At 55.5% G+C, this 19,456-nt stretch carries 14 protein-coding genes and 1 other RNA gene; 11 read left to right on the top strand and 4 right to left on the bottom strand.

Going from position 1 to position 19,456, the window contains the following annotated elements; all coding sequences use genetic code 11:
• Window positions 1-128 precede the first annotated feature (128 nt).
• The 8 genes from garL to pflB all read left to right on the top strand — a co-directional run bounded on the left by garL (window position 129) and on the right by pflB (window position 9,836).
• A complete protein-coding gene (gene garL / locus L362_RS07330; protein WP_023326156.1) occupies window positions 129-899 on the top strand; it encodes a 2-dehydro-3-deoxyglucarate aldolase in 771 nt (256 codons plus the stop codon).
• Between the two features lie 21 nt (window positions 900-920).
• Window positions 921-1,811, top strand: a complete 891-nt coding sequence (gene garR, locus L362_RS07335) for a 2-hydroxy-3-oxopropionate reductase (protein ID WP_008501502.1) — start codon at window positions 921-923, stop codon at window positions 1,809-1,811.
• A 59-nt stretch (window positions 1,812-1,870) separates the two neighbouring features.
• An RNA gene (gene rnpB / locus L362_RS23515) (RNase P RNA component class A) lies at window positions 1,871-2,247 on the top strand.
• Window positions 2,248-2,934: 687 nt separating this feature from the next.
• On the top strand, window positions 2,935-3,855 hold the full coding sequence (gene tdcA / locus L362_RS07340; protein WP_008501504.1) for a transcriptional regulator TdcA: 921 nt from the start codon (window positions 2,935-2,937) through the stop codon (window positions 3,853-3,855).
• Between the two features lie 101 nt (window positions 3,856-3,956).
• Window positions 3,957-4,946: a bifunctional threonine ammonia-lyase/L-serine ammonia-lyase TdcB gene (gene tdcB / locus L362_RS07345; RefSeq protein WP_023326154.1), complete on the top strand. Its 990-nt coding sequence runs from the start codon at window positions 3,957-3,959 to the stop codon at window positions 4,944-4,946.
• 9 nt (window positions 4,947-4,955) lie between these two features.
• Window positions 4,956-6,287: a threonine/serine transporter TdcC gene (gene tdcC, locus L362_RS07350; protein ID WP_023344972.1), complete on the top strand. Its 1,332-nt coding sequence runs from the start codon at window positions 4,956-4,958 to the stop codon at window positions 6,285-6,287.
• 30 nt (window positions 6,288-6,317) lie between these two features.
• Entirely contained in the window at window positions 6,318-7,526 is a 1,209-nt protein-coding gene (gene tdcD / locus L362_RS07355) for a propionate kinase (RefSeq protein WP_023344971.1), read from the top strand.
• A gap of 15 nt (window positions 7,527-7,541) precedes the next feature.
• Window positions 7,542-9,836, top strand: coding sequence for a formate C-acetyltransferase (pflB, locus tag L362_RS07360; protein WP_023344970.1), 2,295 nt, complete (start codon window positions 7,542-7,544; stop codon window positions 9,834-9,836).
• Window positions 9,837-9,883: 47 nt separating this feature from the next.
• Here the strand turns inward: pflB and L362_RS07365 are convergent, their stop codons facing one another.
• Genes L362_RS07365 through L362_RS07380 form a run of 4 tightly spaced genes read right to left on the bottom strand, consistent with a single transcriptional unit; the run spans window position 9,884 to window position 15,888 of the window.
• Window positions 9,884-10,855, bottom strand: a complete 972-nt coding sequence (locus L362_RS07365) for a DUF3396 domain-containing protein (RefSeq protein WP_023344969.1) — start codon at window positions 10,853-10,855, stop codon at window positions 9,884-9,886.
• 12 nt (window positions 10,856-10,867) lie between these two features.
• The gene (locus tag L362_RS07370) at window positions 10,868-12,082 is read right to left on the bottom strand and encodes a DUF3396 domain-containing protein (protein WP_032637875.1); all 1,215 of its coding nucleotides are present in this window, start codon (window positions 12,080-12,082) and stop codon (window positions 10,868-10,870) included.
• 9 nt (window positions 12,083-12,091) lie between these two features.
• Window positions 12,092-13,369: a VRR-NUC domain-containing protein gene (locus L362_RS07375; protein WP_023344967.1), complete on the bottom strand. Its 1,278-nt coding sequence runs from the start codon at window positions 13,367-13,369 to the stop codon at window positions 12,092-12,094.
• Window positions 13,369-15,888, bottom strand: coding sequence for a type VI secretion system Vgr family protein (locus L362_RS07380; RefSeq protein ID WP_023344966.1), 2,520 nt, complete (start codon window positions 15,886-15,888; stop codon window positions 13,369-13,371). The genes L362_RS07375 and L362_RS07380 overlap by 1 nt, the downstream gene beginning before the upstream one ends.
• A 231-nt stretch (window positions 15,889-16,119) precedes the next feature.
• Here L362_RS07380 and L362_RS07385 point away from each other — a divergent pair, with 231 nt between their 5' ends.
• From L362_RS07385 to L362_RS07395, 3 genes are all read left to right on the top strand, one after another.
• The gene (locus L362_RS07385; RefSeq protein WP_008503131.1) at window positions 16,120-16,530 is read left to right on the top strand and encodes a Spy/CpxP family protein refolding chaperone; all 411 of its coding nucleotides are present in this window, start codon (window positions 16,120-16,122) and stop codon (window positions 16,528-16,530) included.
• Window positions 16,531-16,791: 261 nt separating this feature from the next.
• The gene (locus L362_RS07390) at window positions 16,792-18,123 is read left to right on the top strand and encodes an SLC5/6 family protein (RefSeq protein WP_023344965.1); all 1,332 of its coding nucleotides are present in this window, start codon (window positions 16,792-16,794) and stop codon (window positions 18,121-18,123) included.
• 20 nt (window positions 18,124-18,143) lie between these two features.
• A complete protein-coding gene (locus L362_RS07395) occupies window positions 18,144-19,445 on the top strand; it encodes an L-cysteine desulfidase family protein (RefSeq protein ID WP_023344964.1) in 1,302 nt (433 codons plus the stop codon).
• The last annotated feature ends 11 nt before the right edge of the window (window positions 19,446-19,456 follow it).

Genomic DNA, 19,456 nt, shown 5'->3' with positions numbered 1-19,456 from the left:
TGCATCTTATACTGAATGACGATTTTATTACGCCAGAATATGTCCGAATAATAAATATCATGATGGCGCGGTGTATGAATAAATAAAACGATACTGAAAAAGGCTGCGGAATTAAAAAGGTAAATACGATGAATAACGCTATCTTCCCGAATAAATTTAAAGCGGCCCTCGCGGCGCACCAGATTCAGATTGGCTGCTGGTCCGCGCTGGCAAACCCTATCAGCACCGAAGTGCTGGGCCTGGCCGGTTTCGACTGGCTGGTGCTGGACGGCGAACATGCACCAAACGATATCAGCACGTTTATTCCGCAGCTGATGGCGCTGAAAGGCAGCAACAGTGCCCCGGTGGTGCGTGTCCCCACCAACGAACCGGTGATTATTAAGCGTCTGCTGGATATCGGCTTCTACAACTTCCTGATCCCGTTTGTGGAGACGGAAGAGCAAGCGGCGCTGGCCGTGGCGTCAACGCGCTATCCTCCCGAAGGGATCCGCGGCGTTTCCGTTTCGCACCGCGCCAATATGTTTGGCACCGTCCCGGACTATTTCGCGCAGTCCAACAGCAACATCACCATTCTGGTTCAGATCGAGAGCCAGCAGGGCGTCGATAACGTCGACGCGATTGCCGCCACAACCGGCGTGGACGGGATCTTCGTCGGTCCAAGCGATCTGGCTGCCGCCTTAGGCCATCTGGGTAACGCCAGCCACCCTGACGTGCAGCGCGCGATCCAGCACATCTTTGCCCGCGCCAAAGCGCACGGCAAGCCGTGCGGCATTCTGGCGCCGGTTGAGGCTGACGCCCGCCGCTACCTGGAGTGGGGAGCCACGTTTGTTGCCGTCGGCAGCGACCTCGGCGTTTTCCGCTCGGCTACGCAGAAATTAGCGGACGCTTTTAAAAAATAACCATCATTGAGGAAACAGATTATGACGCTGAAAGTGGGTTTTATTGGCCTGGGGATCATGGGTAAACCAATGAGTAAGAACCTCATCAAAGCAGGTTACTCGCTGGTGGTCTCCGATCATAATCCACAGGCCGTGGCTGAGGTGATAGCGGCTGGCGCAGAGGCAGCCACCACCGCGAAAGCCATTGCCGAGCAGTGCGATGTCATCATCACCATGCTGCCAAACTCCCCGCACGTCAAAGAAGTCGCGCTGGGTGAAAACGGCATTATCGACGGCGCGAAACCGGGTCTGGTGCTGATCGATATGAGCTCTATCGCACCGCTCGCGAGCCGTGAAATCAGCGAGGCGTTGAAGGCGAAGGGCGTCGATATGCTGGATGCACCGGTCAGCGGCGGCGAGCCGAAAGCCATCGACGGCACGCTGTCGGTCATGGTCGGCGGCGATAAAGCTATTTTCGATAAATTTTACGACCTGATGAAAGCCATGGCGGGCTCCGTGGTACACACCGGGGAGATTGGGGCGGGTAACGTGACCAAGCTGGCAAACCAGGTGATCGTGGCACTCAACATTGCCGCCATGTCTGAAGCGCTGACGCTGGCAACCAAAGCGGGCGTCAATCCGGACCTGGTCTACCAGGCTATTCGCGGTGGTCTGGCAGGCAGTACGGTGCTGGACGCCAAAGCGCCCATGGTCATGGATCGCAATTTCAAACCCGGTTTCCGCATCGACCTGCATATCAAAGATCTGGCGAACGCGCTGGACACTTCCCACGGCGTGGGCGCACAGCTGCCGCTGACCGCAGCGGTCATGGAGATGATGCAGGCATTGCGTGCCGATGGCCTGGGCACGGCCGATCACAGCGCAATTGCATGCTACTACGAAAAATTGGCGAAGGTGGAAGTGGCGCGTTAATCACGGCTTACCCACAGCCGAGGGTGACAGCGGCGCGCAAACCCTCTATACTGCGCGCCGAAGCTGACCAGACAGTCGCCGCTTCGTCGTCGTCCCTTTCGGGGGAGACGGGCGGAGGGGAGGAAAGTCCGGGCTCCATAGGGCAGGGTGCCAGGTAACGCCTGGGGGGGAAACCCACGACCAGTGCAACAGAGAGCAAACCGCCGATGGCCCGCGCAAGCGGGATCAGGTAAGGGTGAAAGGGTGCGGTAAGAGCGCACCGCGCGGCTGGTAACAGTCCGTGGCACGGTAAACTCCACCCGGAGCAAGGCCAAATAGGGGTTCACATGGTACGGCCCGTACTGAACCCGGGTAGGCTGCTTGAGCCAGTGAGCGATTGCTGGCCTAGATGAATGACTGTCCACGACAGAACCCGGCTTATCGGTCAGCTTCAACTTCTTAGGGAACCCCGCTTCGGCGGGGTTTTTGCTTTCTGGTTGTTGTAGGCCGGGTAAGCGCAGCGCCACCCGGCACCACACAAACGACATCAATTCTCATATTTGCGACATTAAGCACATTTCACTGTTTTTCACTCGCCGGTTCCGCCTCGGCATCTGCAGACGATCGCCATCACAAAATTTAAATCTAAAAAACCGGCGATCTGTAGTATTGATAATTTGTTATGATTGTTAGCTTAATGTTCGTAAATCTTTTCTCGTTTGATATGCGCTTATTGAAATCAAATACATTTCCTCCGTGAATATGTGACGTATTCCACTCTTTTCCTGAAATTTGAAAATTTACGTCGTAAAAAATGGCTTAAATGAAAGTATGTTTCAAATAAATGACGGTTATTTATTAGCCTTTAATTGCCTGAAATATCGTCTTTATTGATTTTTTAAGAACGGTGAAATTAATCCGGGTTATCGCCATAAAATAAATTTATTACCGCTGTTTTTGTTGATCAATATCAGCGTAGTAGCGTATTTAATTGCCTTCAATGCATTGATTTATAAGATTTTTAATGGGTTTTTGAAGCGTGAGTTAAGGGTTGCTCAAAGCAAATTGTGAGTAACAGCACATACCCCCTGAAACATTATTGAGTAGAATTCACCCCGTCATAGGGAAATAAGCGCAGAATATTATGAACACTATTATTCTACCGAAAACACAGCACCTCGTGGTATTTCAGGAAGTCATTAAAAGTGGCTCCATAGGTTCTGCTGCAAGACAACTGGGCCTGACGCAACCCGCCGTCAGCAAAATCATCAGCGATATCGAATCTTACTTCGGTGTGGAAGTGATGGTACGTAAAAATACGGGCGTAAAACTGACGGCTGCAGGCCAGGTTCTGCTCTCGTACTCCGAGTCGATCACGCGTGAAATGAAAAACATGGTGAGCGAAATCAATAGTCTCAGTTTTAGCACCGTTATGGATGTCTCCTTTGGCTATCCGTCGCTGATTGGTTTTACCTTCCTGTCTGAGATGATCAAAAAATTCAAGGAAGTGTTCCCGAAAGCGCGCGTCTCAATGTATGAAGCTCAGCTCTCCTCTTTCCTCCCGGCCATTCGCGATGGTCGTCTGGATTTCGCTATCGGCACGCTGAGCGATGAAATGCTGCTGCAGGATCTGCACGTCGAACCGCTGTTTGAGTCTGAGTTTGTGCTGGTCGCCAGCAAAACGCGAACGTGCACCGGCCCGACGACACTGGCATCGCTTACGCACGAGCAGTGGGTGATGCCGCAAACCGATATGGGCTACTACAAAGAACTTCTGACCACTCTGCAAGACAACCACATCAGCATCGAAAACATCGTCCAGACCGATTCCGTCGTCACCATTTATAACCTTGTCCTGAATGCCGATTATCTGACGGTGATTCCCCGCGACATGATTGCCCCATTCGGTTCGGATCAATTTATTGTGCTGCCCGTGGAAGACGAATTACCCGTGGCGCGTTATGCCGCCGTATGGTCTAAAAATTACAGGATTAAAAAATCGGCGTCAGTATTAGTTGAGCTGGCTAAACAATATTCGTCGATGAATATCGAAAGACGACGATGAATAATAAGTTTTTATTTTAAAAAATACCCAGAGCTTAACGTATTAACGCTCTGATACCCTGACTTTGCCTGAAAAGAATGAATTATTATAACGAGGATATTATGCATATTACCTACGATCTCCCGGTAACCATTGAAGATATTCAGGACGCCAGAAAACGACTGGCAGGCAAGATATATAAAACCGGTATGCCGCGCTCGAATTATCTCAGCGAACGGTGTAAGGGCGAAATATTCCTTAAATTTGAGAACATGCAGCGTACCGGTTCGTTCAAAATTCGCGGCGCGTTTAATAAATTAAGCTCGCTGACCGATGCTGAAAAGCGCAAAGGCGTGGTCGCCTGCTCTGCGGGAAACCACGCGCAGGGAGTGTCGCTCTCCTGCGCCATGCTCGGCATCGACGGTAAAGTGGTGATGCCGATGGGCGCACCAAAATCTAAAGTGGCCGCGACCCGCGACTACTCGGCGGAAGTGGTGCTCCACGGTGAGAACTTCAACGACACCATCGCTAAAGTGAGCGAAATCGTCGAGATGGAAGGGCGCATTTTTATTCCGCCTTACGATGACGCCAAAGTGATCGCCGGGCAGGGCACCATCGGCCTCGAAATTCTCGAAGATTTATACGACGTGGATAACGTCATTGTCCCTATCGGCGGCGGCGGATTAATTGCCGGGATTGCAACGGCGATTAAATCCATCAACCCGACCATTAATATTATCGGCGTACAGTCTGAAAACGTGCACGGAATGGCGGCCTCCTGGCAGGCAGGAGAAATAACCAACCATCGCGTTACCGGCACGTTAGCCGACGGCTGCGACGTCTCTCGTCCGGGTAAATTAACCTTCGAAATCGTTCGTGAACTGGTCGATGACATTGTGCTGGTGAGCGAAGACGATATTCGCAACAGCATGATTGCCCTTATTCAGCGAAATAAAGTGGTGACGGAAGGCGCCGGCGCGCTGGCCTGTGCCGCGTTATTAAGCGGCAAGCTTGACCACTATATTCAGGGCCGCAAAACCGTTTGCATTATTTCCGGCGGCAATATCGATCTCTCCCGTGTTTCCCAAATTACCGGCTTCGTTGACGCATAAAGGTGACCTATGAGCAACACAGAAAGCATTATCGTTGGCCAGACAAAAACGTCCTCCTGGCGTAAGTCTGATACCACCTGGACGCTTGGCCTGTTTGGTACCGCCATTGGCGCAGGCGTGCTGTTCTTCCCCATTCGCGCAGGCTTTGGAGGCTTAATCCCTATCCTGCTGATGCTGGTTCTCGCGTTCCCGATTGCGTTTTACTGCCACCGCGCGCTGGCGCGCCTCTGCCTGTCCGGCAGCAACGTCTCCGGCAACATCACCGAAACGGTGGAAGAGCATTTCGGTAAAACCGGTGGGGTGGTGATCACATTCCTCTACTTCTTTGCCATTTGCCCGCTGCTGTGGATTTACGGCGTCACTATTACTAACACCTTCATGACCTTCTGGGAAAACCAGCTCCAGCTGCCTGCGCTAAACCGCGGCGTGGTGGCGCTGTTCCTGCTGCTGCTGATGGCTTTTGTTATCTGGTTTGGTAAAGACCTGATGGTGAAGGTGATGAGCTTCCTGGTGTTCCCGTTTATTGCCAGTCTGGTACTTATTTCCCTGTCGCTGATCCCTTACTGGAACTCCGCGGTGATCGACCAGGTCAACCTGAGCGATATCGCCTTCACCGGCCATGACGGCATTCTGGTTACGGTGTGGCTGGGGATCTCCATCATGGTCTTCTCCTTCAACTTCTCGCCTATCGTCTCCTCGTTTGTGGTCTCCAAGCGCGAAGAGTACGAGCCGGAGTTCGGTAAAGAATTCACCGAGCAGAAATGTTCCAAAATCATCGGTCGCGCCAGCCTGCTGATGGTGGCTGTGGTGATGTTCTTCGCCTTTAGCTGCCTGTTTACGCTCTCTCCGCAGAACATGGCGGACGCCAAAGCGCAGAACATTCCGGTGCTCTCTTACCTGGCGAACCACTTTGCCTCCATGTCCGGCACTAAATCGACGTTCGCGACGGTACTGGAATATGGCGCTTCCATTATTGCTCTGGTCGCTATCTTCAAATCTTTCTTCGGGCACTACCTGGGCACGCTGGAAGGGCTGAATGGCCTGATCCTCAAGTTCGGCTACAAAGGCGATAAGAAGAAGGTCTCTGTCGGCAAACTGAACACCATCAGCATGGTGTTCATCATGGGCTCCACCTGGGTTGTCGCGTACGCCAACCCGAACATTCTCGACCTTATCGAAGCCATGGGCGCGCCAATCATCGCCTCTCTGCTGTGCCTGCTGCCGATGTACGCCATCCGCAAAGCACCGGCCATGGCGAAATATAAGGGCAAACCCGAGAACATCTTCGTCACGGTTGTGGGCCTGCTGACCATTCTGAATATCGTTTACAAACTGTTCTAACCCATTGCTCAGGAAGAGCGGAGTCACATGATGATTGAGTTTCCGGTTGTACTGGTAATTAACTGCGGTTCGTCCTCTGTTAAGTTTTCGGTGCTCGATGCCAGCAGCTGCGACGCCCTGGTGACGGGCATTGTAGACGGCATCAACACGGATAAAACCTTTATTTCCGTGAACGGGGGTGAGCCAGCCAGACTGGCTCACCAGGACTACGAAGGGGCGCTGGCTGCCATCGCCCTGGAGCTGGAGAAGCGTGACCTGATGAGCAGCGTGGCCTTAATTGGCCACCGCATTGCGCACGGTGGTGACCTCTTCAGCGAGTCGACCCTGATTACGGAAGAGGTGATTGAGCAGATCCGCCAGGTCTCCCCGCTGGCGCCGCTGCATAACTACGCCAACCTGAGCGGCGTGGAAGCCGCAGAGCGCCTGTTTCCGGGCGTGCAGCAGGTCGCGGTATTTGATACCAGCTTCCACCAGACGCTGCCGCCGCAGGCGTACCTGTACGGTTTGCCGTACCGCTATTTTGAAGCGCTGGGCGTGCGCCGCTACGGCTTCCACGGCACCTCTCACCGCTACGTGTCCGGGCAGGCGCACGCGCTCCTCGGGCTGTCCCCCGATGACAGCGGCCTGGTGGTTGCCCACCTCGGCAACGGGGCGTCCATCTGCGCGGTGCGTAACGGCGAGAGCGTGGATACGTCCATGGGCATGACGCCGCTGGAAGGACTGATGATGGGTACGCGCTGCGGCGACGTGGATTTTGGCGCGATGGCGTGGATTGCCCAGCAGACCGGCCAGTCGTTTGAGGATCTGGAGCGCATGGTCAACAAAGAGTCCGGGTTGCTGGGGATCTCCGGCATCTCCTCCGATTTACGCGCGCTGGAGAAAGCCTGGCACGCCGGTAATGAGCGGGCGCAGCTGGCTATCCAGACCTTCGTTCACCGTATAGCGCGACATATCGCCGGGCACGCGGCGTCGCTGCACCGCCTCGATGGGGTGGTCTTTACCGGCGGCATCGGCGAAAACTCAACGCTTGTCCGCGCGCTGGTGGCGGAACATCTGAAAGTGTTCGGGATCCGCCTCGACGACGCCAAAAATGCCCTGCCGGGTAGCGCGGGTGAGCGCGTCATCTCCACTGATACCTCCCGCGTGATCTGCGCGGTGATCCCTACCAACGAAGAAAAAATGATCGCGCTGGACGCCCTCCGTCTTGGGAAGGTTACCCCGGCTGCGGCTTACGCCTGATAAAGCGAGAATCTGATGAAAGTAACAATCGAAACGGGCGTCGCGCCCTACAGCGACGCATGGGCCGGGTTTCGCGGTGAAGAATGGAAAAACGCCGTCAACGTCCGCGATTTTATTCAGCATAACTACACCCCTTATGAAGGCGATGAAGCTTTCCTCGCGCAGGCGACGCCAGCAACGACGGCGCTGTGGCAGAAGGTGATGGTCGGCATTCGTCAGGAAAATGCCACCCATGCCCCGGTGGATTTTGACACCAACATTGCCACCACCATTACGGCCCACGGGCCGGGCTACATCGACCAGGATCTGGAGACGATCGTCGGCCTGCAAACCGACAAGCCGCTCAAGCGCGCCCTGCATCCGTACGGCGGGATCAACATGATCCGCAGCTCGTTCGAAGCCTATGGCCGGGAGATGGATCCGCAGTTTGAATACCTGTTTACCGACCTGCGCAAAACCCACAACCAGGGCGTGTTTGACGTCTATTCGCCGGAGATGATGCGCTGCCGTAAATCCGGCGTGCTGACCGGTCTGCCGGACGGCTACGGGCGCGGGCGCATCATCGGCGATTACCGCCGCGTGGCGCTCTACGGCATCCGCTATCTGGTGCGCGAGCGTGAGTTTCAGTTCGCCGATCTGCAGGGCCGGCTGGAGCGCGGCGAAGATCTGGAGGCGACGATCCGCCTGCGCGAAGAGCTGGCGGAGCACAAGCGCGCGCTGCTGCAGATCCAGCAGATGGCGGCGAACTATGGCTTTGATATATCACGTCCGGCGATGAACGCCCAGGAAGCGGTGCAGTGGCTCTATTTTGCCTACCTGGCGGCGGTGAAATCCCAGAACGGCGGAGCGATGTCGCTGGGGCGCACGGCCTCGTTCCTCGATATCTACATCGAACGCGACATGCAGGCGGGGCGGCTGAACGAGGTGCAGGCGCAGGAGCTGATCGACCACTTCATCATGAAGATCCGCATGGTGCGCTTCCTGCGCACGCCGGAATTCGACACGCTCTTCTCCGGCGATCCGATCTGGGCCACGGAAGTGATCGGCGGCATGGGGCTGGACGGCCGCACGCTGGTGACCAAAAACAGCTTCCGCTATCTGCACACCCTGCACACCATGGGGCCCGCGCCGGAGCCGAACCTGACGATCCTCTGGTCTGAACAACTGCCGATCGCGTTCAAGAAATACGCCGCGCAGGTGTCGATCGTTACCTCGTCGCTGCAGTATGAGAACGACGATCTGATGCGTGCGGACTTCAACAGCGACGACTACGCCATTGCCTGCTGCGTCAGCCCGATGGTGATCGGCAAGCAGATGCAGTTCTTCGGCGCGCGCGCCAACCTCGCCAAAACGCTGCTGTATGCGATCAACGGTGGGGTGGACGAGAAGCTGAAGATCCAGGTCGGCCCGAAAACCGAGCCGCTGCTGGACGACGTGCTGGATTACGACACCGTTATGGCGAGTCTCGATCACTTTATGGACTGGCTGGCGGTGCAGTACATCAGCGCGCTGAATCTCATTCACTACATGCATGATAAGTACAGCTACGAAGCCTCGCTGATGGCGCTTCACGATCGGGACGTTTACCGCACCATGGCCTGCGGCATTGCCGGGTTGTCGGTAGCGGCGGATTCCCTGTCCGCCATTAAATACGCCACGGTGAAGCCGGTGCGCGACCATACCGGTCTGGCGGTCGATTTCGTGATAGAAGGGGATTACCCGCAGTACGGCAACAACGATGACCGCGTGGACAGCATCGCCTGCGACCTGGTGGAACGCTTTATGAAGAAAATTCAGGCGCTGCCAACCTACCGCAACGCGGTGCCGACTCAGTCGATCCTGACCATTACCTCTAACGTGGTTTACGGGCAGAAGACCGGGAACACGCCGGACGGACGACGCGGCGGCACGCCGTTTGCCCCAGGCGCGAACCCCATGCACGGCCGCGACAGAAAAGGGGCGGTGGCCTCGTTAACGTCGGTCGCCAAGCTGCCGTTCACGTATGCCAAAGACGGGATCTCTTACACCTTCTCCATCGTGCCGCAGGCGCTGGGCAAAGACGAGATGGTGCGCAAAACCAACCTGGTAGGGCTGCTGGACGGGTACTTCCATCACGAAGCGTCTATTGAGGGTGGGCAGCACCTGAACGTTAACGTGATGAACCGGGAGATGCTCCTCGATGCCATTGCGCATCCGGAGAATTACCCGAACCTGACGATCCGCGTTTCGGGCTATGCGGTGCGCTTTAATGCGCTGACACGCGAGCAGCAGCAGGACGTGATTTCGAGGACGTTTACGCAGGCGATGTAAATTAGAAATAGGGTTGACAGCCCCCCTTTGTTAAAAGGGGGCTTTTTTCATTCCAGCAGGGCGCTGGCATCGTCGAAGCGCCGGTACCACTTCATGGTCGATTCTTTATTAAACTGGTGGTTCTCATAGGACGAGTAAAAATGCAGCGAGCGGGGTTCATCGTAGCGAACCGGCTTGATGATTTGATTTACCTTCACCAGTAAAGGGGGAAGATCTTCTGTTTTCATCTCTCCCAGTGATGGAGGTAACTCACCGGCTTTCATAATTATACCGTTGTTATAGGCGAGCAGGCTGATTACCGGTGTTTTCACCAGACGCCGCGTGACGGCATCTTGCCCGCCGAGCTTTTCCAGCCACGGCGTACCCAGGATGGTGTACCAGCAGGCACCTTTCAGGCCAATGACCGCCTCCCCGCCTTCCAGGGTACCCAGAGAGTCCACCATCACGCCGGAAAAACGCTGCGCCAGGGCATATTCATACGGGAACATGCGTTCACGCGCGTAGGGCAGAACGAACGACAGCCCGGCATAGCCGCTTTCCACTTCGAAGGTATTGCACAGCCAAAGCAGCCAGTTTTCATACCGTGCCTTACCGTCCGGCTCTTTCAGCAGGGAAAGAGGAAAGACAAGTTTAATAACTGAACGGTCCGTATCATTATGAAAAATGCGAGTTCCCATAATTAAGATGCTGTAACCCGGCGCAAGATAGGACTCCTGAGCGGAACTTAGTACCCAGTCAATAATTTCTTCAGGCGTTGAGTCAAGGATGGTCTGCCGCTGTCTGGCATAATTGTTTTCGGTGATTCTGGTCCATTTCTTTACCGGCAGCGTTTTCCTGAGAAACGGCTTAAACTCACCGTAATAACGATCCACACACTCCACCATTTTTCGGCGAACCTCCGGCGTATGGCCGTTTTTAAAGAACAAGGTGATAATCAGCCCGAGGTTCACCGCCGGGCTGCCGTCCTTGTATTTAACCGATGCTTCCGGCAGCCATTTTTCGATATAACTGAGTTCCATCTCTTGTTTCTCTTATTCCGGAATAACAAATACGCTGCCCTGGTCGTCACGCTTAAGCAGTGACCAGCGGGCGCGGTGTTTTTTGCCGTGCTTATCCTCAAAGGCGGGCATCTTCTGCCCTTCCCGGGTCTGAATATACTCCGTTGTGCCGTTAACGATGGCGGCCCACTGCCCGGCGTGCGGGGCGGTTTCATCGGTCCAGCGGGTAATGCGTACCGGCTCAGATGAGGTTACAGGCTCTTCGCCGTCCAGCAGGGCGCTGGCCTCATCGAAGCGGGCAAACCACTTCATGGAGGATTCTTCATCAAACTGGTGGTTTTCGTATTCGGAATAGAAATGGAGCCCTTTATGGCCGTCATAACGAACCGGACGAATAATCTGGTTCACCTTTACCAGTAAGGGGGGGAAGCCTTCGGTTTTCATCTCACCCAGACCAGGAGTAAGCTCACCGGCTTTCAGAATTACCCCGTTGTTATAGGCGAGCAGGCTGATTTCCGGTGTTTTCACCAGACGCTGCGCGACGGCATCTTGCCCGCCGAGCTTTTCCAGCCACGGCGTACCCAGTATGGTGTACCAGCAGGCACTCTTGAGTCCTTCAACCGCCTCCCCGCCCTCCAGTGTGCCCAGAGAGTCCACCATTACACCGGAAAAGCGCTGTGCCAGGGCATACTCATACGGGAACATCCGTTCAAAGGCATAGGGCAGAATAAATGACAGCCCTGCATAGCCGCTTTCAACTTTAAAAGTGTTACATAACCACACCAGCCAGGATTCATACCGTTCCTTACCGTCCGGCTCTTTTAACAGGGAAAGGGGAAAAATCAGTTTAATAACGGAGCGGTTATTTTCATTGTGGAATATACGTTTTCCCATAATAAGAATTTCATAATCCGGAGCATGGTAATCCGTATCGACGCTTCCCAAATACCAGGAAAAGATCTCCTCAGGCGTTGAGTCCAGGATCTGCTGCCGTTTTTTCTGATAGTTTTTATCTGTAATGCCAACCCACTTCGGTGCCATGGTTTTCTTCAGATACAGCTTAAACTCCTCGTAATAACGATCCACACATTCCACCATTTTGCGGCGGACATCCGGAGTATGGCCGTTTTTAAAGAACACGGTGATTATCAGCCCGAGGTTCACTGCCGGGCTACCGTCCTTGTATTTTACCGATGCTTCCGGCAGCCATTTTTCGATATATTTCAGTTCCAGATCCTTTAACATCATGACTCCTTATTACACGGCTACCGCCACGGTGGTTCCTGCGCCGAGGATCGCCGCCAGCGTCCCCCAGGCGCTTATCGCCAGGCGTACAATTAGTAAAAACGCGCCGATAATGGCTTCAGGAATGCCCAGCGTGACCAGCAGCACCCCCACGCCGACCGCCACCATAATAACCCCTATGGCGGTTGCCGCATCGGTCAGCACCTGCACCCAGTCCACCTCTTTTAGCATCTCCAGCGTCATATCCGTTGCCTGCTGGATCTCCCGCCAGGCGGTGCGCAGCTGTTCGTCCGTCCATGAGGCAATCGAACGACCGGTGCGGCTGGCCCAGTGCCATGCCTGGCTGCCCTGTGAATAGACCCATACGCCGCTGTCGTTCAGCCAGCCCGCGACGCGCTGGAGTTTCTGCTGCATCTCTTTTGACAGCGCATTCCAGCCTTCGGCGATGCCGCGAATGGCACCTTCACTGAGATCGGCGACGGTATCGCCCACATAGGTCCACGGCTGGATTCGGGCAGGCGCTGGCGCATCTGGCGGACGCGGGGTAAAAATGGGGGGATAGAGGTACAGCGGCCAGTATTTCGCCCCGCTTTTCACCCAGTTCTGTAACGTCACGTTGACCACCTGATCGCTCCACTGCTGCTCCTGCGGGCGGCAATCGTGGATCTCCAGAATGGTCATTTTTTTACGGTTGCCGCCAACAATCAGCATATAATCGTCATACTGCTCCCGCTCCAGCTTATCCTCCGGGAACTTCACCTCCACCAGCCGCTCCAGATTATCCGCATGCATCACTCCCTCGGTATCTGGCCCCGCAAGTCCCGGCCAGCGGTCCTTCCTGTTCTTCACTATAATCACGTCCGGACGGCGATAAATGCCTTTTCCCGGTTCGGGAAAAGGGTTGGTGGTATGCCGCCTGCCCGGCCCTGTCTGCGTGCTGCTGAGATAAGGGCGGGGCGGCGTGGGGCGGATATCAAATGGCACTTCCGCTTTGTACCACCAGTAATATTTTGCCGCGATTTCATCTGCGCGGATAAGCCCGCTCATCATTAGCTGCTTCAGGCTCATCTGATAGCTTTTGCCGTTACGACGAACTTTTGCCGACAGGCGAGGAAAACGCATCGCATATTCCACCTTGATATGCAGATACTGACGGTTGTTCTCCGTCGGCAGTTGCGACTGCTTTTCCACCATTTCCACGCCGGTGGTGGTACAGTCCCACGGCTGGTTGTTTTTAACCAAAGGGATGTCGGGTGAATCAGGCGATATGGGTAAATCCGGTAGTTCCATTATGGCTGCTCCCTGAGTTCAGTTTCCATTTGCTGCTCTGAGCCGTCACCGATAAACCACAGTGTTTCCTGCGGCTGCGGTTTTTTCTGCACAACGTGAAGTTCGACATTTTCCTGAGTGCGGGTATAGACGGGCACGGTTTTACCTTCTTCATCGGTATAGCCCGTAGCGGTCTGTCCGGAAGGGATAGTGAGCTTATAGGGTTTGCCTGCCAGAAGGTTACCCTGCTCATCCCGTAACTGATAAATTGCGGAATAGATATGTGAGGTGCCCGTGCGGGGCATCTTTAACGGCATGTCTGAAGCCCCCGCCGCCATCGTCCGCTTCACCTTTCGCATATACATCGCCGTCGTACCATACTCGACCTTTCCCGCCTCCAGCCGCAGGTAGCTTCCGCCCCCAATCAGCGTGATGCGTTTTTTCCCCGCAAACGAGATGTCACTCGCTGAACTCAGCGTCAGCTTCTGCTCCGCAAAGAGTCGCAGGCTGGCGTTCTGCGCCTGCACATCTATTGGCCCTTCCCCGGATTTCAGGCTCAGTTGCCCCGTCCGCGCAAACAGCCCCAGCTTTTCGCCTGCCAGCACCGTCATGTTCCCCATCACGCCGGTGCTGATATCCCCGCCCGCATTAATGGCGACGTTCTTCGCGGCCGTCATCTGCAGGTGCTCCCCGCTGGTCAGGGCTATCCCTTCCGGAGCGGACATCAGCAGCGCCTCATTGAGCGGCTTCAGCCGCTGCTCAAACATCTTTATCTGGCTGTCAACGTCCGCCTTCAGCGCCTGTGCCTGCTCCGCCGCGATTTCCAGCTGCTGCAGTTGCTGATTCAGCCGGTCGATTTCCTTCAGTGCAGCGTCCCTGTCCAGCGCTTCCCCCTGCGCCTTAGGCTGTGCATCCGCGCTGACAAACAGTCCTTTACCGGCACGTATCGTGCCCCACTCATCGGTGCGCAGCTCTGAGCCTGTGCCGCGACGCTGTCCCTGTGCGTCCACCAGATGCCCGCTGTTTAGCTGCGTTTTGCCGTACTCCGTGGCGAGCTTGATGTGCTCCTCGCCACGTTTATCCTCCATCCGCAGCTTGTTGTTCGCCGGGGTGCGCAGCACGTTGCGGGTGTGGTTGTCGCGGGAGACAGGGTCCGGATGTTCAGAATCGTGCAGGGCATATGCGATATACGGCAGGTCAATATCGCCGTTGCTGTACGCAATCGCCACTTCGGTCCCGTCGGTGAGCGGTGTGTGCCACCCCAGCGTGTCTCCGGCATAAGGCTTTGCCATCCGCAGCCACAGGTAGCCGTACCCGGGTTCCGTCCCCTCCCGGTCGAAGTCGGGCTTCACCCGGTAGCGCCCCTGTTCGTCAAGGTGGGCGTAAATATCATTTTTCTCCCGGCTCTCGACCCGGGCCGGAAGCGTGCCGTGGATTTCCGGGCGCGGGATGTCCGCCGGGCGGAAACAGTAACGCTCGGTGTAGGGCATGCCCCACACCGACACGTGCAGGCGGGAATCACGGGCTCCCCGGAAGGTCACGAGCGTGAGGACAACCCCCTCCTTCAGGGCCGTAATGACATCGCCCTGTGGCTCCAGCACCTGCCCGGGCGTGAGATGGGCAGCATTGCTGAACAGGTGGATGCGGGCTGATTTGTTCAGTTCCCGCTCGTGGTAGATGCGGGCATAAAAAGCGCCGGATTCGGTTTCCGGCTCCGGGCTGGTGTCGTCACCTGCGTCACGGTAAGGCGCTGCGTAGCGGTAATGTTCCCCGGTGGTGACCGCATCGTTACGCACGCTGACCGTCGCATCCATCGGCGTGGTGGCTGTCCGGTAGTTGTAATCCCGCGTGGCGACGGTGGCGGTGACTACCCTGTGCCAGGTCCGCACATCCCAGACCGATTCTGCCGCGCCGTCAAACAGGCCCGATGGCTCGCTGTAGGGCAGGCGCACGTCAAACCGGTAGTTAAGCTGGCTGTCGGCAAATATGTACGTATCCAGACCACGCACGTCGTCCATCTCCGTACGCCAGTAAATGCCCACCTCGGACAGAATGCGCCGGATAAACTCCAGGTCCGTTTCCCGCCACTGGGTGATAATTTCACGCGGCGGGTAGGTGCGCTCCAGGCGGAAGTCAAAATCAGGTCCCTCCAGCCCGTGTTTGCGCAGCACCTGCTCCACCACCTCCGGGACGGACTGGTTCTGATATACCGCGCACTGCCGGGTGTATCCCAGCAGCGCCAGGCGGGAACTGAGCGTAAGCCGGTAGTGAGACTGGTCCCTGGATGTGGACAGCCATTCCAGGCGGGTCACCCTGCCGTGGACATTTTTGCCGCTTCGCATCCGGAAGGTGGCATATTTCATCAGCACCTGTTCCGGGGGGATGTTCGCCTGCAGGCAGGTGAACTCAATATCCCACCGGAACGGCTCACTCAGGGCTTCCCTGCCGCGAAAGCGCAAAACATCCGGCTTCACTGGACTGTCATTAATATCCAGAAAGTAACGGGTTTGCCCGTCAAAAAGCGCCAGCCAGTTATCCATAACAAAAACCTGACTAAATGAAGGGATAAAATGGGATGGTTACATAACTCAAATTTATTGTAAATAACTGATCTTAGAAAGAGAAATAGAGTCGTAGGGTTTAATGGAGGAGATAAATAAATCGACCCGCTTAACATACAAAATTGTTTATATAATTACTCACACATATTCATCCGCTCTTGAAAAACAATGCTCCTGCTTTTTCCTATAACAGCATGTAAGGACTGTAAGATGATGAAAATGACCCGCATTGCGTTGGCTGCTGCTTCACTGGTGGTGTGCAGTTTTACGGCGCAGGCCGCAAACGTTGAGGCTGCCCCGTCACCGTCCCAGGATCCTCTGGTACAGCACCTGAAGCTCAGCAATGAGCAGGTGAAAAAGATTGAAGATCTGCATAAGCAGCTGGAACAAAATGTCAGCAAGATCCCGATGACGGGCGTGAAGGACGGTGCGCTGATCGACATGTTCCAGGCGGGCAAATGGGACGAAAGCACGGTGAAAAGCCAGCTTAGTGCATTCAGCAAAATTGAAGAGCAGACCCGCTATTACCGCGTGAAATATTACTTCGACGTCAGTCAGGTATTGACGCCGGAACAGCGCAAACAGATTAGAACGGATATGGCTAACGCGCTGGCTAACTGATTTCCTGCCCGCGCACCGCGCGGGTTTTTATTTCTTGATCGGCGTCACTTTTAGAAAAATACCGTCTATCAACCCATTAACAAAGCAAATTTTCCTCTATCATTCGAAAATCCTCATAAAAGTTGTGACTTTTTTCTCCCTCGCTCCGGTTAAGATTTTCTCACATCAATAACAAGCACCTGCTGCCATCTGAATCGCCATCGCTGGCGATCGGAACCTTATAAAAACAACTGTTTACCCTACAAAATAAGCGAGTGCCCCATGGATACGGCAACAAACAGCAGTGTCATTGTGAATGATTCCCCCGCGGCAAGGCGGGCGGGAATGAGTGAAAGCGAGTGGCGAGAGGCGATCACATTCGACAGCACCGACACGGGTTGGGTCATCATGAGTATTGGGATGGCTATCGGCGCGGGGATTGTTTTTCTCCCGGTACAAGTCGGATTAATGGGGCTGTGGGTCTTTTTGCTCTCGTCCATTATTGGTTATCCCGCCATGTATTTATTTCAACGGTTGTTTATTAACACGCTGGCAGAATCCCCGGAATGCAAAGACTACCCGAGCGTAATTAGCGGGTATTTGGGTAAGAACTGGGGAATTTTATTAGGTGCGCTCTATTTCGTGATGCTGGTGATCTGGATGTTTGTCTATTCCACGGCCATTACCAACGACAGCGCCTCGTATTTGCACACCTTCGGCGTGACCGACGGTTTGCTCTCGGAAAATCCGTTCTACGGTTTATTCCTGATTTGCATTCTGGTCGCGATTTCTTCACGCGGTGAAAAGCTGCTGTTTAAAGTGTCCAGCCTGATGGTGCTGACCAAATTATTCGTAGTTGCCGCGCTGGGCCTGTCGATGATCGGCCTCTGGCATTTAGCCAACGTGGGCATGCTGCCGCCGATGGGGCTGCTGATTAAAAACGCCATCATTACGCTGCCCTTTACCTTAACCTCCATTCTCTTTATTCAGACCCTGAGCCCGATGGTGATCTCTTACCGCTCGCGTGAAAAATCGGTGGAGGTGGCGCGTCATAAGGCGCTACGGGCGATGAACATTGCTTTTGGCGTCCTGTTTGTGACGGTCTTCTTCTATGCCGTCTCTTTCACCCTGGCGATGGGGCACGATGAGGCGGTCAAAGCCTACGAGCAGAATATCTCTGCCCTGGCGATTGCGGCGCAGTTTATCAGTGGCGACGGCGCGGGCTGGGTCAAAATCGTCAGCGTGATCCTCAATATCTTCGCCGTGATGACCGCGTTCTTCGGCGTCTACCTCGGCTTCCGCGAGGCCACGCAGGGTATCGTCATGAACATCCTGCGCCGCAAAATGCCGGCAGAAAGAATCAATGAAAACGCCGTCCAGCGCGGGATTATGTTGTTCGCCATTCTGCTGGCCTGGAGCGCGATAGTCCTGAACGCGCCGGTGTTGAGCTTCACCTCCATTTGCAGCCCCATCTTCGGCATGGTGGGCTGTCTGATCCCGGCATGGCTGGTCTACAAGGTACCGGCGCTGCATAAATATAAAGGCGTATCGCTGGTGATAATCATCATCACCGGACTGCTGCTTTGTGTTTCTCCTTTCCTCGCATTCTCCTGAGGGTAATTAAGGTCGTAACGATGTCTGAGCAAACTCATCCTTTATGGAATCAATTTATTCGCGCGGTGCAGGAAGAAGTGAAGCCTGCCCTTGGGTGCACCGAGCCCGTCTCTCTGGCACTGGCCTGTGCGATGGCCGCAGACCTTCTGCCGGGGGAGGTCACACGGATTGAGGCGTGGGTCTCGCCGAACCTGATGAAAAACGGGCTGGGCGTGACGGTACCGGGTACCGGCATGGTCGGATTACCGATTGCTGCGGCGCTGGGCGCAATTGGCGGTAATGCGCACGCCGGACTGGAGGTGTTGAAAGATGCCACAGCCGATGCACTGGTCCGCGCCAAAGCCCTGCTTGAGGCAGGGCAAGTGCAGGTAAAACTGCAGGAGGCCTGCGATGAGATCCTCTATTCCCGTGCCTGCGTTTATGCCGGGGATCTCTCGGTAATGGTGACCATCGCGGGCGGGCATACCCGGGTGGTGGAAGTGGTTTGCCAGGGGGAAACGCGCTTTACGCTGGATAAGCCCGTGACCGAGGTGGATGACAACCCGCTGGCAGTACTGTCGCACGCTACGCTGTCGCAGATCCTGGAATTTGTCGAGCAGGTGCCGTTTGAGGCCATTCGCTTCATCCTGGAAGCAGGGCAACTGAACGATGCGCTCTCCCGCGAAGGGCTCCGCGGGAAGTGGGGGCTGCATATTGGCGCAACGCTTGAGAAGCAGCGCTCGCGCGGATGGCTGGCGCAGGATCTGGGTTCAGACATTGTTATTCGCACCAGCGCCGCCTCGGATGCCCGGATGGGGGGCGCAACGCTGCCGGCGATGAGCAATTCGGGCTCCGGTAACCAGGGGATCACCGCCACCATGCCCGTCGTTGTTGTGGCTGAGCACCTTCAGGCCGGTGACGAACGGCTGGCGCGGGCGCTGATGCTGTCGCATCTGTCGGCGATCTATATCCATTATCAGCTTCCGCGCCTGTCCGCACTGTGTGCGGCGACAACGGCGGCGATGGGCGCTGCGGCGGGCATGGCGTGGCTGATGGGTGGCCGTTACCAGACCATCGCAATGGCGATCGGCAGTATGATCGGTGACGTCAGCGGGATGATTTGCGACGGGGCGTCAAACAGCTGCGCCATGAAGGTTTCCACCAGCGTCAGCAGCGCCTGGAAAGCGGTGATGATGGCGCTTGATGAGTCGGGCGTGACGGGCAACGAGGGGATTGTCGCGCACGATGTGGAGCAGTCGATCGCGAACCTGTGCGCACTGGCGTGCCGCTCGATGCAGGCAACGGACCGGCAGATTATTGAGATCATGGCGAGTAAGGTGTAGCGAGTTCAGGG

This window comes from Enterobacter sp. MGH 16 (assembly GCF_000493175.1).
GTDB classification, from domain to species: Bacteria; Pseudomonadota; Gammaproteobacteria; order Enterobacterales; family Enterobacteriaceae; genus Enterobacter; species Enterobacter roggenkampii.
Note: the sequence above shows the minus strand (reverse complement) of the source record. Positions and strands in the feature narration are given on the sequence as shown.

What these genes read in the sequence shown, in the direction of transcription:
- tdcC (WP_023344972.1), top strand. Translation starts at nt 4,956, where the DNA reads ATGAGCAACACAGAAAGCATTATCGTTGGCCAGACAAAAACGTCCTCC.
- pflB (WP_023344970.1), top strand. Translation starts at nt 7,542, where the DNA reads ATGAAAGTAACAATCGAAACGGGCGTCGCGCCCTACAGCGACGCATGG.
- L362_RS07380 (WP_023344966.1), bottom strand. Translation starts at nt 15,888, where the DNA reads ATGGATAACTGGCTGGCGCTTTTTGACGGGCAAACCCGTTACTTTCTG.
- L362_RS07375 (WP_023344967.1), bottom strand. Translation starts at nt 13,369, where the DNA reads ATGGAACTACCGGATTTACCCATATCGCCTGATTCACCCGACATCCCT.
- tdcB (WP_023326154.1), top strand. Translation starts at nt 3,957, where the DNA reads ATGCATATTACCTACGATCTCCCGGTAACCATTGAAGATATTCAGGAC.
- L362_RS07365 (WP_023344969.1), bottom strand. Translation starts at nt 10,855, where the DNA reads ATGGAACTCAGTTATATCGAAAAATGGCTGCCGGAAGCATCGGTTAAA.
- garR (WP_008501502.1), top strand. Translation starts at nt 921, where the DNA reads ATGACGCTGAAAGTGGGTTTTATTGGCCTGGGGATCATGGGTAAACCA.
- tdcA (WP_008501504.1), top strand. Translation starts at nt 2,935, where the DNA reads ATGAACACTATTATTCTACCGAAAACACAGCACCTCGTGGTATTTCAG.
- tdcD (WP_023344971.1), top strand. Translation starts at nt 6,318, where the DNA reads ATGATTGAGTTTCCGGTTGTACTGGTAATTAACTGCGGTTCGTCCTCT.
- L362_RS07395 (WP_023344964.1), top strand. Translation starts at nt 18,144, where the DNA reads ATGTCTGAGCAAACTCATCCTTTATGGAATCAATTTATTCGCGCGGTG.
- L362_RS07370 (WP_032637875.1), bottom strand. Translation starts at nt 12,082, where the DNA reads ATGATGTTAAAGGATCTGGAACTGAAATATATCGAAAAATGGCTGCCG.
- L362_RS07385 (WP_008503131.1), top strand. Translation starts at nt 16,120, where the DNA reads ATGATGAAAATGACCCGCATTGCGTTGGCTGCTGCTTCACTGGTGGTG.
- garL (WP_023326156.1), top strand. Translation starts at nt 129, where the DNA reads ATGAATAACGCTATCTTCCCGAATAAATTTAAAGCGGCCCTCGCGGCG.
- L362_RS07390 (WP_023344965.1), top strand. Translation starts at nt 16,792, where the DNA reads ATGGATACGGCAACAAACAGCAGTGTCATTGTGAATGATTCCCCCGCG.